The sequence below is a fragment of the Microbacterium sp. 70-16 genome (assembly GCF_001898315.1).
Lineage (GTDB): Bacteria > Actinomycetota > Actinomycetes > Actinomycetales > Microbacteriaceae > Microbacterium.
In genome coordinates, this window is sequence record NZ_MKTQ01000010.1 from 74529 (window position 1) to 88977 (window position 14449).

At 68.4% G+C, this 14449-nt stretch carries 14 protein-coding genes; all 14 read left to right on the forward strand.

The genetic code is table 11. The features are described from left to right. Nucleotides 1-2: 2 nt before the first annotated feature. The 14 genes from BGO46_RS03225 to BGO46_RS03290 all read left to right on the forward strand — a co-directional run bounded on the left by BGO46_RS03225 (nucleotide 3) and on the right by BGO46_RS03290 (nucleotide 14448). Nucleotides 3-599, forward strand: coding sequence for a nucleotide exchange factor GrpE (locus BGO46_RS03225; protein WP_292673424.1), 597 nt, complete (start codon nucleotides 3-5; stop codon nucleotides 597-599). A gap of 15 nt (nucleotides 600-614) precedes the next feature. After that, nucleotides 615-1595 (forward strand): DnaJ C-terminal domain-containing protein, encoded by a 981-nt coding sequence (locus BGO46_RS03230; protein ID WP_292673422.1) that lies wholly within the window; start codon nucleotides 615-617, stop codon nucleotides 1593-1595. 104 nt (nucleotides 1596-1699) lie between these two features. After that, the gene (locus BGO46_RS03235) at nucleotides 1700-2131 is read left to right on the forward strand and encodes a MerR family transcriptional regulator (protein ID WP_292673420.1); all 432 of its coding nucleotides are present in this window, start codon (nucleotides 1700-1702) and stop codon (nucleotides 2129-2131) included. Nucleotides 2132-2370: 239 nt separating this feature from the next. Continuing rightward, nucleotides 2371-3081 carry a GntR family transcriptional regulator gene (locus BGO46_RS03240; protein WP_292673418.1) on the forward strand — a complete coding sequence of 237 codons (711 nt, stop codon included), beginning with the start codon at nucleotides 2371-2373 and terminating at the stop codon, nucleotides 3079-3081. Next, on the forward strand, nucleotides 3078-3971 hold the full coding sequence (locus BGO46_RS03245; protein WP_292673416.1) for a dihydrodipicolinate synthase family protein: 894 nt from the start codon (nucleotides 3078-3080) through the stop codon (nucleotides 3969-3971). The genes BGO46_RS03240 and BGO46_RS03245 overlap by 4 nt, the downstream gene beginning before the upstream one ends. Nucleotides 3972-3990: 19 nt before the next feature. After that, nucleotides 3991-4953 (forward strand): sugar ABC transporter permease, encoded by a 963-nt coding sequence (locus BGO46_RS03250; RefSeq protein ID WP_292673413.1) that lies wholly within the window; start codon nucleotides 3991-3993, stop codon nucleotides 4951-4953. Next, a complete protein-coding gene (locus BGO46_RS03255) occupies nucleotides 4946-5833 on the forward strand; it encodes a carbohydrate ABC transporter permease (RefSeq protein WP_292673411.1) in 888 nt (295 codons plus the stop codon). The genes BGO46_RS03250 and BGO46_RS03255 overlap by 8 nt, the downstream gene beginning before the upstream one ends. A gap of 40 nt (nucleotides 5834-5873) precedes the next feature. Further along, on the forward strand, nucleotides 5874-7166 hold the full coding sequence (locus tag BGO46_RS03260) for an extracellular solute-binding protein (RefSeq protein ID WP_292673408.1): 1293 nt from the start codon (nucleotides 5874-5876) through the stop codon (nucleotides 7164-7166). A gap of 80 nt (nucleotides 7167-7246) precedes the next feature. Beyond that, nucleotides 7247-8764, forward strand: coding sequence for an FAD-dependent oxidoreductase (locus tag BGO46_RS03265; protein WP_292673406.1), 1518 nt, complete (start codon nucleotides 7247-7249; stop codon nucleotides 8762-8764). A gap of 372 nt (nucleotides 8765-9136) precedes the next feature. After that, the gene (locus BGO46_RS03270) at nucleotides 9137-10453 is read left to right on the forward strand and encodes an extracellular solute-binding protein (protein WP_292673403.1); all 1317 of its coding nucleotides are present in this window, start codon (nucleotides 9137-9139) and stop codon (nucleotides 10451-10453) included. A 59-nt stretch (nucleotides 10454-10512) separates the two neighbouring features. Beyond that, a complete protein-coding gene (locus BGO46_RS03275) occupies nucleotides 10513-11403 on the forward strand; it encodes a sugar ABC transporter permease (RefSeq protein ID WP_292673400.1) in 891 nt (296 codons plus the stop codon). Continuing rightward, nucleotides 11400-12296, forward strand: a complete 897-nt coding sequence (locus BGO46_RS03280) for a carbohydrate ABC transporter permease (protein WP_292673397.1) — start codon at nucleotides 11400-11402, stop codon at nucleotides 12294-12296. The genes BGO46_RS03275 and BGO46_RS03280 overlap by 4 nt, the downstream gene beginning before the upstream one ends. After that, nucleotides 12293-13798 (forward strand): FGGY family carbohydrate kinase, encoded by a 1506-nt coding sequence (locus BGO46_RS03285; RefSeq protein ID WP_292673394.1) that lies wholly within the window; start codon nucleotides 12293-12295, stop codon nucleotides 13796-13798. Before BGO46_RS03280 ends, BGO46_RS03285 begins: the two co-directional genes overlap by 4 nt. Beyond that, the gene (locus BGO46_RS03290; protein WP_292673392.1) at nucleotides 13795-14448 is read left to right on the forward strand and encodes a class II aldolase/adducin family protein; all 654 of its coding nucleotides are present in this window, start codon (nucleotides 13795-13797) and stop codon (nucleotides 14446-14448) included. The genes BGO46_RS03285 and BGO46_RS03290 overlap by 4 nt, the downstream gene beginning before the upstream one ends. The last annotated feature ends 1 nt before the right edge of the window (nucleotide 14449 follow it).

The following is a 14449-nucleotide window of genomic DNA, read 5'->3' on the forward strand; positions in this document are numbered from 1 at the left end:
CCATGACGAAGAAGGACTTCGAAGAGCCGGACGACGGCGACGAGGTCCTCGGTGAGGAGGGGTCGGAGGCACAGGTCTCCGGCCCCGACTCGCAGGAGGATGCCGACGCCGACGCGCTGACGGTCGAGGACATCCTCGGCACGGCGCAGTCCGACGAGGCGGCCGTCGCCGAGGCCCCGGAGGAGGAGCACGACCTGCTGCTCGACCTCAAGCGGCTGCAGGCCGAGTACGCCAACTACCGCCGCCGCACCGAGGAGCAGCGCGAGGTCGAGATCGAGCGCGCCAAGGGCGCGGTGGCCAAGGGGCTGCTGCCCGTGCTCGACGACCTCGACCGCGCCGAGAAGCACGGCGATCTCGCCGAGGGCTCGCCCCTGGCCGCGATCGCCGAGAAGCTCCGCGGGGTCGTGGCCCGGCTGGGCGTGGAGACCTACGGCGCCGCGGGCGACGCGTTCGACCCGCAGCAGCACGAGGCGATCTTCCAGGCGCCGACCCCCGGCACCGAGGTGCCGACGATCCTCGAGGTCGTCGAGGTCGGCTACCGTCTGGGCGCGATCGAGCTGCGTCCCGCGAAGGTCGTCGTCGCGGTGCCGGCCGAGTAGGCGGGGGGAGGGGATATGGCCAGTCAGGACTGGTTCGACAAGGACTTCTACAAGGTCCTCGGCGTCGGCAAGGACGTGTCCGAGGCGGAGCTGAAGAAGAGCTACCGCAAGCTGGCACGCACCTACCACCCCGACTCGACGCAGGGGGATCCCGCCGCCGAGGCCAAGTTCAAGGAGATCAGCGAGGCGTACTCGGTGCTCAGCGACAAGGAGCAGCGCGAGGAGTACGACCAGATCCGGGCGATGGGGGCCGGAAGCGCCCGCTTCCAGGCGCCCGGCGCCGGCGGTGGTTTCGAGGACGTCTTCAGCCGGTTCGGCCGCGGCGGCACGCAGCAGGCCGACTTCGACGACCTGTTCGCGATGTTCGGCGAGCAGTCCGGTGGCCGGTTCGGCTCGGGCCGGTTCGGCCAGTCGAGCGGAGGGTTCCGCGGGTTCGGTGGTCCGCAGCGCGGGGCCGATGTGACGGCGCGCACGACGCTCGACTTCCAGACCGCCGTGAAGGGCGAGACCATCACCCTCCAGGGCGAGGACGGCAAGCCGTTCAAGGTCAAGATCCCGGCGGGCGTCGCCGACGGGCAGAAGATCCGCCTGCGCGGTCGCGGCCGCCCGTCGCCCGACGGCGGCGAGGCGGGCGATGTGGTCGTCTCGATCACGGTGCGACCGCATCCCGTGTTCACCCGCGAGGGGCTCAACCTCCGCGTCACGGTGCCGGTGACCTTTACCGAGGCGGCGCTGGGCGCGACGATCGAGGTGCCCACCCTGGGCGGAGATCCGGTGAAGCTGCGGGTCGCGCCCGGCACGCCCTCCGGGCGGGTGCTGCGGGTCAAGGGCCGCGGCGTCGAGTCGGCCAAGGGCACGGGCGACCTGCTCGCCGAGGTCCAGGTCGCGGTGCCCGCGCACCTCGACGACCGCGCCCGCGAGGCGCTGGAGCGGTTCCACGAGCTGGAGCCCAAGGAGAACCCCCGCGCCGACCTGATGAGCAGGGCGAGCGAGTGATCGTGGCGAACCGACATCCCTCCGCCGAACCGACGCGCCTGCGCGGGTGGTTCGCGGTGGGGATGTCGGTTCGCGCGGTGTAGAGGGATGTGAGGTGAGACGACATGGCTGACGAGGTCGATGAGGAGACCCCGATCTTCGCGATCGCCGCAGCGGCCGAGCTGTCGGGGATGCATCCGCAGACCCTGCGGCAGTACGACCGCCTCGGGCTCGTCGTGCCGGGACGCACGCAGGGCGGCTCGCGGCGCTACTCGCTGCACCACGTGAAGCAGCTGCGCGAGGTCGCGGCGCTGTCGGCCGAGGGCATCAGCCTGCCCGCCATCGCGCGCATCATCGAGCTCGAGAACCAGGTGCGGGCGCTGCGCCGCCAGGTCGGCGACCTGGAGCAGCGGGTGCGCGACGAGGTCGAGCAGCGCCGCGGCGCCCGCGTCTTCGCGGCCGGCGCGAGCGGCTCGGTCGTGACGCTGCGCCACGGCACGCGCGTCCGCCGCGCCACCGAGGTGGTCGTCTGGCGGCCGCAGGTCGACGAGGACTGACCCGCTCCGCATCGGCGCAGCACAGGAGATCTCCCGAGAACAGGACGATCCGACGCGGATCGCCCTGTTCTGCGGAGTTCTCCTGCTCTGCGGAGTCCTCCTGTTGTCGGGGAGCGCGGGCGCTCCGGGAGGATCGACTCCAGAAATCTCTTGACATCGATTTCACGTTGTGTCACTCTGTCTACGGTTAACCGTCAATCGATGACGGCAAACCAGAGGTAGCTCACAAAGGAGTTCGGGTGGCCGATTTCGAATCGCTGGCAGGGAGGGTTCTCGCCCCTCGACAGCAGGTGCTGGGAGAGCAGGTGCTCGAGCAGCTGCGGGTGCTCATCGTGACGGGCAAGCTGCCCGCCGGCACCCACCTCGTAGAGGCGCAGCTGTCGGCCACGTTCCAGGTGAGCCGCGGGCCGATCCGCGATGCGCTGGCCCAGCTCGAGTCCGAAGGACTGGTCGAGAGCCGTCGCCGGGGAGTCTTCGTCCGCGGCCTCACGACGAAGGACATCGACGAGCTCTACTCGCTGCGCGAGGCGATCGAGCTGCAGGCGCTGCGGGTCGCCGCCCTCTCGCCGTCGGCTCCGTGGGACCTCGCACAGCCCTCGCTGGACGACATGCGCGTGGCCGCTGCCTCGGGCGACCACCTCGCCTTCGCCCACGCCGACATGGCCTTCCACGCAAGCTTCTACGACGTCGCAGACCACAGCCGCCTGCGTCAGATCTGGAGCCAGTACGCCCCGACCTTCGGAGTGCTGCTGGAGATGACGACGGCCGAGGACATCGATCTCGGGCCCTCGTACGAGTCGCACGTCGAGATCCACGCGCAGATGCGCGCGGGTGAGCTCGACCGGGCGACCGTGAGCCTGCAGGAGCATCTGCTCGGGTCGCGCTCGCGACTGATGACCGCTTTCGCCCGGCTGACCCTGACCAACGGTCTCGGAGAGGAGACATCATGACCCGTCCCATCGTCTACAGCGCGGTGACCACCGCGTTCTCCGAGGACGGTGGCCTCGACCTTCGCGCCACGACGCGACTGTTCGCGCACGCGCTCGCGGGAGGAGTGGATGCCGTGTTCGTCAACGGCACGACGGCGGAGTTCGCCGCCCTCACCCTTGCCGAGCGGCACGACCTGCTGGCGGCAGCCGTGTCGGTCGCCGGACCCGAGCGCGTGGTCGCGCACGTCGGCGCCGCATCCCCGTATCACACAGGGGTCCTGGCCGCCGATGCCCGAGCACTCGGAATCACCAAGATCTCGGTGCTGACGCCCTTCTACATGCCGAGCACGGTCGACGGTGTCCGCGAGCAGATCTCGGCCGCGCGCGCCGAGGCGCCGGATGCCGACATCTTCCTCTACCTGTTCCCCGATCGCACCGGGGTGCAGCTGCCGGCCGCCGAGGCCGCTCGGGTGATCGAAGAGTTCGACCTGGCCGGGGCGAAGATCTCCATCGCCGGCACCGACTATGTGGCGGAGCTCATCGGCGCGCTGTCCACCCCGCGGATCGTCCTGTCGGGCAACGACGGCCTGCTGCGCGAAGTGGTCGCCGCCGGCGGCGACGGCATCGTGTCGGGGGTCTCGTCCTCGCTTCCCGCACCGTTCGTGGCCCTGGCCGATGCCATCGGCGCCGGCGACGAGTCGGAGCAGGAGCGGCTGGCCGAGATCATCAACGGGATCGTGCCCGTCCTCGGGCCGAACATCGCGGCGCTGAAGATCTCGCAGCGCGACCAGGGCCTCATCGACACGGCTGTGTGCCGCATGGCGATCGACGCCCCCGAGCCGAGCAGGCTCGCCGACATCGCGCGCGTGCTCGCCGAGGTCTCACCCGACCACACCACCCGCGTCGCCTGACGCCCCGAGGAGAATCACGATGGCCATCGCAGTCCATCCCGCACCGCAGCTCGAGGAGCCCTCGCCCGATGACGGGCCGGGGGTGGCTGCCCGCCGGGCGCGGCGTCGCGGACGCGGCGTCGGCGACCGGTCGCCCGTCGGCCTGTCGTGGGGCCTCATCCTGCCCTCGATCATCGTCGTGGCGATCGTGTCGATCTTCCCGATCGTCTACGCGATCAACCTGAGCCTGCACGACACCCGCTACATGGAGGTCGGCGAGTTCAACGACTTCGCCCACTTCCTGCAGATCTTCACGACGGCCGAGGGACTCGGGCAGATCGCCCGCTCGTTCGTCTACGTCATCGGCTCGCTGCTGATCGCGGTGCCCCTGAGCCTCGGCCTGGCGAACCTTCTCAACCAGCAGGTCCGCGGCCGCCGCATCTTCCGCGTCCTGATCCTCATGCCGTGGGTCGTGTCGCAGACGGTCGCCGCACTGCTGTGGAAATGGCTGGTCAACCCCGACTACGGGCCCCTGGGCCTCGGCGACCTCCCCTTCGGCCGGCTCGACTTCCTGGCCAACCCCGTCCTGGCGATGGTCCTGCTGATCGTCGTGAACGTGTGGATCAGCTATCCCCTCGCCACGATCCTCTGTCTGGCCTCGCTGCAGACGATCCCCGAGGAGCTGCGTGAGGCCGCCGAGGTCGACGGCGCCGGCCCGTTCCGTCGCTTCATGCAGGTCACACTCCCCCTCATGAAGCCGACGCTGTTCGTGGTCGCGATCCAGCTCACCCTGCTCTACTTCAACATGGTGACGCTCGTCTACACGCTCACCGGCGGCGGTCCGCTCGACGGCACCAACGTCCTGTCGCTGGCGGCCTTCAAGCAGAGCTTCGAGTTCTTCAACCTCGGGCTCGGCGCCGCGTACAGCGTCGTGCTGTTCGCGTTCAACATCCTGTTCGGCGCCGCCTACATCCGTCTGCTGAGGAGTGAGCGCAATGACTGAGCTCGTCGCGGAGACCCGTTCCCGCCGCACGCCGCGTGCCGCTCGATCCGCCGGGCGCCGTCGCCGGCGGACGAATCCGCTGGTCTACGTCGCCCTCGTCGCGGCATCCGCCTTCGCGGTGCTGCCGCTGCTGTGGGGGCTCAGCACCTCGTTCAAGTCGGAGAGCGCGACCCTCTCCGACCAGGGGTGGATCCCGCAGGACTTCACGCTCGAGAACTACCGCCTCGTGCTGTTCGAGTCCAAGATCCCGCTCTACCTCGGCAACACCCTGCTGGTCGCCGGGCTCACGGTGATCGCGACGATCATCGTCGCGGTGTTCGGCGCCTATGCCGCCGCGCGCTTCCGATTCCGCGGCAAGACGACCAGCCTGTTCCTCATCCTGATGACGAGCATGATCCCGGGGATCGCCATCCTGGTGCCGCTGTACTTCCTGGCCGTGAGCCTCGGCCTCTACGACACCTACGCGGTGATGATCATCATCTACACCGCGTGGCAGATCCCGACCGTGATCTGGATGCTCAAGGGCTTCTTCGAGTCGGTGCCGGACTCCATCGAGGAGGCGGGACGCGTGGACGGCGCCTCGCACTTCCGCGTCATGGTGCAGCTCGTCTTCCCGCTCGCGGTTCCCGGCATCGCGGCGGCGGCGGTGATCTCGTTCGTCTACGTGTGGAACGACTTCCTCATCGCCTCGACGATGATCTCGACCGACGACAAGCGCCTGGTCGCCGTCGGTCTCTACAACTACCTCTCGCAGTACGGGATCGTCTGGGGGCAGCTGACCGCGGCCGTCGTGATCTCGATCATCCCCATCGTCATCGTCTTCGTCCTCATGGAGCGACGCATCGTCGCCGGTCTGTCCGCCGGCGCCACCAAGGGCTGACACCCGTCACGTCCCGCACTCACCGAGAAAGGTTCCACCCATGAGAAGAGGCATCATCCGCAACGCCGCGGCTGTCATCCTCGTATCCGCACTCGCGCTGTCGGCGGCGGGCTGCACGAGCGGCAGCACCGCCCCGAGCGGCGACACCGAACTGGAGCTGTGGACGTTCCTCGATCCCAACAGCGCCGACGACCCGCGTGGCACGGCCCTGAAGGAGATCGTCGAGGAGTACAACGCCCAGAGCGACGGCACGACCGTCACGGTGCGCTCGATCAACTACGCCAAGATCGACGCGGAGGTCATCAAGGCCACCGCGAGCGGTCAGGGTCCCGATCTGCTCAACGTCTATTCGAACCAGCTGCCGATGCACGTCGCAGCCGGCACGGTCCAGCCCATCACCGAGTACGCCCAGCCCGTGCTCGACGAGCTCGGCGACGACTTCCTGTTCCCGATCGACGGCGTCACCTTCGACGGCGAGATCATGGCGATGCCGTGGGAGATCCGCGCCTGGCTGCTGTGGTACCGGGCGGATCTGCTCGAGGCCGCGGGCCTGGAGGTGCCGACGACCCTCGACGAGGTCGGTGAGGTCGCTGCGGCCCTGCAGGAGACGGGCGTCACCGGGCTCGGCGTGGGCTTCTCCAACTCCGGCCTCGGCGCCGACTTCATGGAGAAGTTCATCCCGTTCACGTGGGGCAACGGCGGCGAGATCCTCGACGCCGACGGCCAGGCCGTCTTCGACGACGCGGCCGGCGTCGCCAGCATGCAGACCTTCGTCGACTGGAAGGAGCAGGGCGCCTTCGGTGACGAGGTGCTCAGCATGGGTGCCGACGAGGTGATCAACGGCGTCAAGGCCGGCACGATCGCGATGGCCATCGAGGGCTCGTACCGCGTCGCCGCCGCCCGCTCGGGCGAGGGCATCGGCGAGAACCTCAAGACGGTGGCGATCCCGTCGAACGACCCGTCGACCCCGCTCGAGACGCCAGTCGCGGGCCAGACGCTGACCATCGGCGCCAACGCCTCGAACACGGACGCGGCGTGGGACTTCATCAAGTTCTACACCTCGGCCACGTCGCAGGAGAAGTTCGCCGCCGCCGGCGTGCTGCCCGTGCTCTCGAGCGTCTACGAGTCGGATGCCGTGACCTCTCTCGACAACGCCGACGAGCTGAACTCCTGGCTCGACTACATCCGGGAGTACGGCCGCCCGAACCCGGTGTCGGAGAACTTCTCGGAGCTGTCCGACAGCCTCGTCACCGGAGCGCAGCAGATCGTGTTCCAGGGCGCTGATCCCGCCGAGACGCTCTCGGGCGTGGCCTCGACCTACAACGCGCAGTGACACCCGGGGAGGCGGGGTCACCCGGCCCCGCCTCCCCCCCCCCGCACGAACCATCCATCACCCACGAAAGAAGGACACCAGTGACCGACACCACCGACTACGACGTCATCGTCTGCGGCGGTGGCCCCTCCGGGAACATGGCCGCCATCGCGGCCGGACGCGCCGGGGCCAAGACCCTGATCATCGAGAAGTACGGCTTCATCGGAGGGATGGCAACGTCGGGCTGGCTGGGTCCGATCTCGCCGATGCACTTCGGCGACGAGCGGGTCATCGCGGGCATTCCCGAGGAGTTCGTCGATCGCATGCGGCGGGCCGGTGGCTCGACCGGACACCTGCGCTGCACGAACCCCCACGGCTCGGGCGCCTATCTCGGGTTCTACGACCGTGAGCACTACAAGTGGACCGCGATCCAGATGCTGCAGGAGGCGGGGGTCGACATCCTGTTCCACTCCTTCGTCTCGGACGTCGTCGTCGACGGCGACACCGTGACGGGCGTGGAGGTTGCCAACAAGTCGGGCAAGCGCGTGTACACCGCCAAGACGATCGTCGACGCCACGGGCGACGGCGATGTGGCGGCTCTCGCGGGCGCCGAGCACACGGTCGGCAACGAGCAGGGGGTCTCGCAGCCGGGAACTCTCATGTTCGACATGGCCAACGTCGACACGGCGCGGCTCAAGCAGTACATGGACACTCATCTGGACGCCTTCGAATGGGCGTCGGAGATGGTCGCGCTGCAGCCGTTCAGCGAAGAGCTCCAGCAGGAGCACTTCGTCGGCCAGGGCTTCCTCGACGAGATCGGCCGCGGTCTCGACAGCGGCGAGCTCTACCTCGGCCGCAACTCCATCCTGTTCCTCACGACGACCCATCCGGGGCTCGTCCACTTCAACTCGACGCGCATCGCGGGTCTTGACGGCCGTTCGGCGGAGTCGCTGACCGAAGGCGAGATCGACGGCCGCAAGCAGGTCATGAGTCTCTCGGCGTACCTCGTCAAGCACATCCCGGGCTTCGAGAACGCGTATCTGGCCGGCACGGGCACCCAGGTGGGCATCCGCGAGTCGCGTCACATCACCGGTGAGTACGTCATCACGGGGGAGGACGTCTACGAGGGACGGAAGTTCGACGACGTCATCGCGCGCGGCTACTTCCCGATCGACATCCACAACCTCAAGGGCAAGGAGGGCTACGGTGAGAACGGCGCCGGCGGCGTGTGGACCGACCCGAAGGACTCGTACGACATCCCGATGCGGACGCTGATCCCGGTGCGCCTGAACGGTCTGGTGATGGCCGGTCGCGCCATCTCGGCGACGCACGAGGCGCACGGCTCGCTGCGCACCCAGGGCGGCGCGATGGGCATCGGCCACGCGGCCGGCGTGCTGGCCAGCCAGGCCGCCCTGCGGGGCGAGCAGCCGCGCGAGGTGCCCTACGCCGCCGTCGAGAAGGTGCTGCGGGAGCAGAACGCCTCGCTGCGTCGTGATCCCGCCAAGGCCGAGCGCGAGCGCGAGGCCGCGGCGGCGGCGAACGAGAAGGCTCTCGCCGAGGGCCGGATCACCGGGCTCTACTTCCCGGGTGCGCTCGCCGGAACAGCACCGCGACTGTGATCGTGGGACCCGGGGGCATCCGCCGTACCCAACGCCGAGTCGTGGCGGATGCACCCCGGGGTGCGGACCATCGGGTCCGCGCGACACCCTGTCCGGTGTCGGGACGATGCTAACGCGGACTCCCACGGGCGTGAGGCCCTCGGACGCGCAAACGCCGCTTGCGAATGAGCAAGCGGCGTTTCTGCGTCCCTGGGCGCAGGGAGGGCTCGATGAACTTGCGAAATCACAAGCTCGAAGTATGGAAAACACAGAATACAGAAGAGTTTCAACCGATTGGCCCGGATTTATCGCGGCGAAAGCGCAAGAAATCTAAACTCGAATCCAGTCCCGGTGACCACCGAGCACTTACAGAGACGTGAGGAGTTCACAGCAATGAAGCTCAAGAGAAGCGCAGCCGCTGCCGGTACGGCCGTCGTCGCGCTGAGCCTGGCCGCCTGCGCGGGCGGCGCTGCACCGACCAACTCGGCGAACGGATCGAGCGACACGGTGACGTTCCGCTCGTGGAGCCCGATCGAGCAGACCACGAAGCAGATGATCGAGGCGTTCGAGGCGGAGAACGAGGGCACGATCGATGCCACGATCTTCAACTACCCCGAATACATCGTCGACCTGCAGAGCCGGGCCGCCTCCAACACGATGCCCGACATCGTGGGCCTGCAGCCGGGGGCGCTGACCCAGCAGTACCGCGACTACCTGATGCCGCTGCAGGAGTGCGCCGCCGACACCTGGGGCGACGACTGGCAGAGCAAGTTCTACCCGATCGGCATCGAGCAGTCGCGCATGGGCAACCCCGAGGGCGACGAGAACTTCTACTCGCTGCCGATCCTCACCCAGACCGTCAACCTGTGGGCCAACACCCAGATCTTCGACGAGCAGGGCCAGGAGATCCCCACGACGTGGGAGGAGCTGGAGGCCTCCGTGGATGCGATGTCGGGCAACGACTTCGCACCGTTCCTGCTCCCCGCGAAGGACTCGTGGCTGCGCAACGTCGTCTTCCTCCAGATCGTGAACAACGTCGCCCCGGGCCTCGTGTACGAGGCGGAGGGCGGCACGGCGTCGTGGACCGACCCCCAGATCGTCAAGGGGTTCGAGTACTGGCAGAAGCTGTTCACCGACGGCATCGCGCAGGAAGGGGCCATCGGCCTCGACGCCTACCCGTCGGCGGTGAACCAGTTCGAGGCCGGCAACGCGGCCATGATCCCGCTCGGCGCGTGGTGGATCCAGCAGTCCGACCCCACCAAGACCGACATCCCGCCGCTGTCCGAGGGCATGTCCGGCTACCGGCCGTTCCTGTTCCCGACCATCCCCGGCGGGGCTGCCGAGTCGCAGTTCGTCGGCGGTATCGACGTGAGCCTCGGCATCGCGAAGAACACCGCCAACCCCGAGCTCGCCTGCAAGGTGCTCACCGACTTCATCGCCGGCTCCGGCGCCCAGAAGCTCGTGAACACGATGAACGACGTGCCCGCCGTGACCGGTCTGTCGCCGGAGGTCTTCACGAGCGATCGTCAGGAGGAGATCTGGAACCTCTTCGTCGACGAGTGGCTGCCGCAGGTCCAGTACTCGCGCTACTTCGAATCGCCCGACATCGATCAGGCCGTCGCCGACGCGCTCTCGGCGCTCGCCACCGGCGGGACCACCCCTGAAGAAGCTGCGGCCTCTGTCCAGGCGGTTCAGGACTCGCTCGGCTGACCGATCGGATCGAACATGGGGGGACGGCCGGACTCGCCGGTCGTCCCCCGGAGGTGGACATGAAAGCGCTGACACGCGAACGGCTGACCGGGATCGGATTCCTGGCTCCGACCATCCTGCTGTTCTGCACGTTCGTGGTGTACCCGATCGTCTACAACATCCAGGCGAGCACGCTCGACTGGGACGGCGTCAACGCGGGCACCGCGGTCGGCATCCAGAACTACCTGGACCTGTTCCAGGATCCGACCTTCCTCATCACGCTGCGCAACTCGGCGTTCTGGATCGTGCTGACGATCATCCCGCAAGCGGTCATCGGGTTCCTGCTCGCGGTCGCCCTCAATCAGCATCTGCGGGGAAGCACGGTGTACCGGGCGATCTTCTTCATCCCCGCGATCCTCTCACCGGTCGTGGTGGGCATCGTCTGGCAGCGGATCATGGATCCGTTCAACGGAGTGCTCGTCGAGGTGGGCAAGGCGACGGGGCTCACCTTCCTCGGCGGCGACTACCTGGCCAACCCCGACACGGCGATCTTCGCCGTCATCTTCGTGAACGTGTGGATGTGGACGGGCTTCTCGATGCTCTTCTACCTCGCGGGCCTCCAGCTGATCGACCCGAGCCTCACCGAGGCCGCACGCATCGATGGGGCGAGCGGCTTCCAGACGATGGTGCGGATCACCTTCCCGCTGCTCAAGAGCACGACGCTCTCGCTCGTGCTGCTGGGCATCATCGGCTCGCTCAAGACCTTCGAGCTCGTCTACGTGCTCACCGAGGGCGGCCCCAACCACGCGTCGGAGATGCTCCCCACCTTCGCCTTCCAGGAGGCGTTCCGCTTGCAGAACGTGGGTTACGCGTCGGCGATCAGCGTCGTGCTGCTGGTCATCGCGGTCGTCAGCTCGCTGTCGATGGTGCGGGTCTTCGGTTCCGGATTCATCACGGGAGACGAGAAATGACCGCGACGACCCAGACCCACCCGACGACCGAGTCGATCGTCGCCGCCCGCGCGGGACATCGTCCACGCAGGGGCGCTCCCGGCCACCGCGTGGGATGGCTCCACTTCGTCCTGATCCCCCTCGCCCTGATCTGGACCGTGCCGATCATCATGGTCGTGGGTCTCTCGCTCATGCCGCCCGAGAACCCGTCGACGTCGTTCTTCGGCATCCTCCCCGAGGTCTTCAGCTTCAAGAACTACGTCAACATCTGGGAGCAGAACCCGATCCTGCTGCACCTGCTCAACAGCGTGCTGATCACCGTGCCCTCGGTCGTGCTGGTGTGCCTGCTCGGCTCGATGGCGGCCTTCGCCCTGGCGCGCCTGCGCGTGCCGTTGAAGGCGCTCATCTTCGGCGCGCTGATCCTCGCGCTCATCCTGCCGATGTCGAGCATCGTGGTCGCGACCTTCCGCATCCTCCAGTCCATGCAGCTCTACAACAACCTGCTCGGTCTCGTACTCGTCTACACGGCGCTCGGCCTCCCGTTCGCGGTCATCATCATCCGTACGTCGTACCTCGCGATCCCCCTGGAGACCTATGAGGCCGCGCGCCTGGACGGTGCGAGCGCGTGGCAGATCTTCTGGCGCGTGTATCTGCCGCTCGGAAAGCCCGCGCTCGCCGTCGTCGCGATCTGGCAGACGATGATGAGCTGGAACGACTTCCTGCTGCCGCTGGTGACCCTCGGCGACAACGAGCTCAAGCCGCTGACTCTCGTGCCGCTCGCCTATCGCGGCATGTATCTGAGTCAGCCCGGCGCGCTGTTCGCCATCCTCGTGCTCATCTCGATCCCGGTCGTCGCCCTCTTCGTGTTCATCCAGAAGTACCTGGTGAACGGGCTCTCGGGGGCGATCAAATGAGCGTGATCGGACTGGACCTCGGCACGAGCGGCGTGCGCGCGGTGGCGTTCTCGCTGAGCGACGGCGCGGCGATCGCCGCGGAGAGCCGTCCGCTGACGTTGCACCGCCCCGCGACGGGCACCGTCGAACTGGATGCCGCCGAGGTGATCGCCGCCGCCGAGCACGCCGTGGCGGCCGTGGCGGAGCGTGCGCGGCTCGTCGGCAAAGCTCCTCGGGCGCTGGGCTTCAGCGTGCTGGGAGAGGCGGTCGTTCCCGTCGACGTCACCGGCTCGCCCCTCGCGCCGGTGGCGGTCAGCATGGACACGCGCGGCGAACCTGTCGCCCGCCGCCTGGGCGAGCGCCTCGGGGCCGCCCGGTTCACCCGAATCACCGCGCAGCCGCTGCACGGGATGTTCTCGGGCTTCAAGATCGCCGCCTCGGCGAACTGGGACGGTGCCGCCGGCTTCCGCTGCATGGGCGACCTGCTGGCGCAGCGGTGGACCGGCACCGCGGTCATCGATCACAGCCAGGCGGCGCGCACGGGACTGTTCGACGTCGATACGCGCGTGTGGAGCACCGAGATCATCGACGAGCTCGCCCGAGTCGCCCCGTGGCTCACGCTCGAGTCGCTTCCGGCCGTGGTGGCCGGGGGCACGCGGCTCGGCGGTCTCACGCCGGCCGCGGCGGATCGGCTCGGGCTTGTGCCGGGGGTGGCGGTCGTGGCAGGCGCCCACGATCAGGCCGCCGCCTACCTGGGCGGCGGAGGCCGGCCCGGCGACCGCTCGGTCATCTCCTTCGGATCGAGCGACTGTGTCACCGTCGGCTCGGCGTCACGCCCGGAGGGGCTGGAGGAGACGGGGTTCGCCAGCTATCCCGTCGACGACGCGCTGTGGGTGACTCTCGCCGGCACGGCAGCGGGAGGCTGGGCCCTGGAGTGGTTCGCCCAGACCGTGGGCCGCGCCGTGCCGGAGGTCTTCGGCGCGCTCGCCGATGAGCCGCCCGCCCTGCTGGTGCTGCCCTACCTCGCGGGATCGGGCACGCTCGACAACGACCCGGACGCGCGCGGGGTCATCCACGGCCTGACGCTCGAGACCACGGTGCCGCAGCTCGCACGCGCGGTCGTCGAGGCGTCCGGCTTCGAGTTCGCGAAGATCCTCGACGCGCTCGCCGCGCGCGGGATCGCCGCCGGGGCCCTCAGCGTCACCGGATCGGGTGCGCGCAACGCGCGGGCCCTCGAGTGCCGTGCCGACGCGGCCGGTGTGGCGCTGCGCCCGGCCGGCGCGGACAGCTCCGCGCGCGGCGCCGCCATTCTCGCCGCGCGCGGGATCGGCCTCGACGCCGAGCCGCTCCGGCCGGTCGACGGTGCCGACGACGGACTCAGCGAACCGGCGCCGCAGCATGCCGAGTGGTACGCGCAGCAGCGCAGCGCCTATCGCGAGCTCTACGACAGCACGCGCGCGCTGGCACACCGACTCGCCCAATCCCAGACCCAGACCTCGCACGAACAGGAGAACACGCGATGAGCACGACCACCGAGACCGGATTCGATCTGGCGGCCGCCAAGAGGCAGATCCACGAGTACTGCCTCCGGTCGATGGAGTACGGCCTCAACTTCAACACGCAGGGGAACATCTCGATCCGCGTGCCGGGTGTCGAGGACCGCTTCCTGATCACACCGACCGATCTGGAGTACGACAAGATGTCGCCCGAGGACATCGTGCTGGTCAACGGCGCGAGTGAGGTCGTCGAGGGCCCGCTGCTGCCCTCGAGCGAGGTCACCGTGCACATGGCCGTCTACAAGCGCCGCCCCGATGTGAACGCGATCGTCCACTCCGAGCCGGTGTTCTCGAACGTATGGGGAGTCGTGGGCAGGCCGATCCTCGGCACGCTCGTGAACATGGTCATCTACACCAAGGGCGATGTGCCGATCATGCCGTTCGAGCTCAGCAACAACACCGAGTTCGGCGAGCACATGTGCGACGTCATGGGAGACCTCAATGCCGTCGTGTGGGCCAATCACGGCCTGCTCACGGTCGGTCCGAACCTGCGCGACGCCTTCAAGACCTCGGTGGCGGTCGAGTCCGCGGCCAAGGTCCAGGCCTATGCCGCCGGCCTCACCGACTCGCCGATCGTGCTCGAGTACGAAAAGCTCGGCATCACCCACTCGCTCTGAG